2 protein-coding genes are annotated in these 1,775 nt (G+C 43.5%); one reads left to right on the forward strand and one right to left on the reverse strand.

The features are described from left to right. Positions 1–687, reverse strand: a 687-nt coding sequence (locus ACQY6Q_RS02110) for a zinc-dependent alcohol dehydrogenase (RefSeq protein WP_427977307.1), incomplete at its 3' end; no start/stop codon positions are given. 250 nt (positions 688–937) lie between these two features. Between ACQY6Q_RS02110 and ACQY6Q_RS02115 the strand changes: the two genes are divergently transcribed. Next, the gene (locus ACQY6Q_RS02115) at positions 938–1,495 is read left to right on the forward strand and encodes a GbsR/MarR family transcriptional regulator (protein WP_055021667.1); all 558 of its coding nucleotides are present in this window, start codon (positions 938–940) and stop codon (positions 1,493–1,495) included. The last annotated feature ends 280 nt before the right edge of the window (positions 1,496–1,775 follow it).

The raw sequence follows: 1,775 nt of genomic DNA on the forward strand, positions 1-1,775 counted from the left end.
ACCCACTTGTTCAAAAATGGTTTCTGAAGGCACTTGCTTCATAAAGTCTATGGTGATGTCTGCGCCAAGCTCTTTGGCAAGTGCCAACTTGCTCTCGCCGGTATCAACGGCAATTACATTAAAGCCCATTGCTTTTGCGTATTGCACTGCTAAATGGCCTAGGCCGCCAACACCGACAATTGCCACCCAGTCGCCTGCTTTTGCATCAGTCACTTTAAGCGCTTTATAGGTTGTAACCCCCGCACAGAATAAAGGTGCGGCTTCAGCAAACCCTAATCCTTCAGGAATTTTCACCACGTAATCACCATGGGCTACACAGTACTCGGCGTAACCACCATCGACTGAATACCCAGTGTTGTGCTGCTCAAGGCATAAAGTTTCTTTACCTTCTAAACAAAACTCACAATGGCCACAGGCGCTATACAACCAAGGAACACCGACACGGTCGCCTACTGATAAGTGTTTAATGTTTGCGCCTACTTTTTCGATAGTACCTACCCCTTCATGGCCCGGTACTAATGGCATTTTAGGTTTGACTGGCCAATCTCCATGACAAGCATGTAAATCTGTGTGGCACACACCACACGCGGCAATTTTAACTAGCACATCGTTAATTCCCACCTCTGGGCATGGGATATCTTCGATAGTTAATTTACCTTTGTACTCTTTATTTACTGCAGCTTTCATAACCTTCCTCCATGGTATTATTGGATTTCAGCCTATACGATAAACTTATTAACTGTCACTATTATTGATCCACATCAAATAGCTAATCACTGCGGCATCTAATTAAACTACTATTTAAATTCAATAACTTAAATTTAAAATGTGGCGTATCTACACTTTAGTAGTAGCAGATTGCATAGTGGCTATTTCTTTTAGTTATACTCCGAGCGTGCTAGCATTTAATTTCTGAAATTTTTGAATACTAAAAATTATGAGCCTATCTGAAAAAAACTTAGCTTTTGTTATGCACTGCGGTGAAATGGGTAGCCGTTGGGGCTTTAACCGCACCATTGGTCAAATGTGTGGATTATTAACCATTACTAAAGAGCCAATGACCGCCAATGAAATTGCCGATACCTTAAGTATCTCGCGCGGAAACGTCAGCATGGGCATTAAAGAGCTACAGTCTTGGCGCTTAATTAAAGTGCATCATATTCCGGGTGACCGTAAAGAATACTACGGCCCTGCTGGCAGCATTTGGGATATGGCCAACCGCGTATTCGAAGAGCGTAAAAAGCGCGAGATAGACCCAACCCTTAGCCTTCTTCGCGATAACATTTTAGAAGAAGCCCACACTGACGATGAGCGCTTTGCTCAACAGCAAATGCAAGAAATTCACGACCTGCTCGAAACCGTTACTAAGTGGTCAGCAGAGCTACAACGCTTAAGCCCTGAACAACTTCAAAGCCTAATGAAACTAGGTTCTGGCATTGGTAAGGTTCTTGATTTTAAAGACAAGATTTTGAAAAAGCCGGGGAAAGGGGAATAAGTTAGCGAGTTGCTAGGGGCGAGAGTAAAGTTAGCAAGTTACAAGGGGAAAGTTAGCAAGTTACAAGAGTAAAGTTTGCAAGCTTGTCGCCATAAATGACGACCTACATCAATATCACCTCTTGGTGTAGGAGGCGTTTTAACGCCGAACATGTAGTAGCGATTTCATATCGCGTCCCAGAGCCTAAATCCTAGCGCCTAATGTTTTCTATCGTAGGCGTGAAACTTGTTTCGCGCGCTCTCTTGTAGGTCGTGCTTTAGCGCGATTGAGGGGAAAGTTT

Source organism: Agarivorans sp. (genome assembly GCF_050295395.1).
Classification (GTDB): Bacteria; Pseudomonadota; Gammaproteobacteria; order Enterobacterales; family Celerinatantimonadaceae; genus Agarivorans.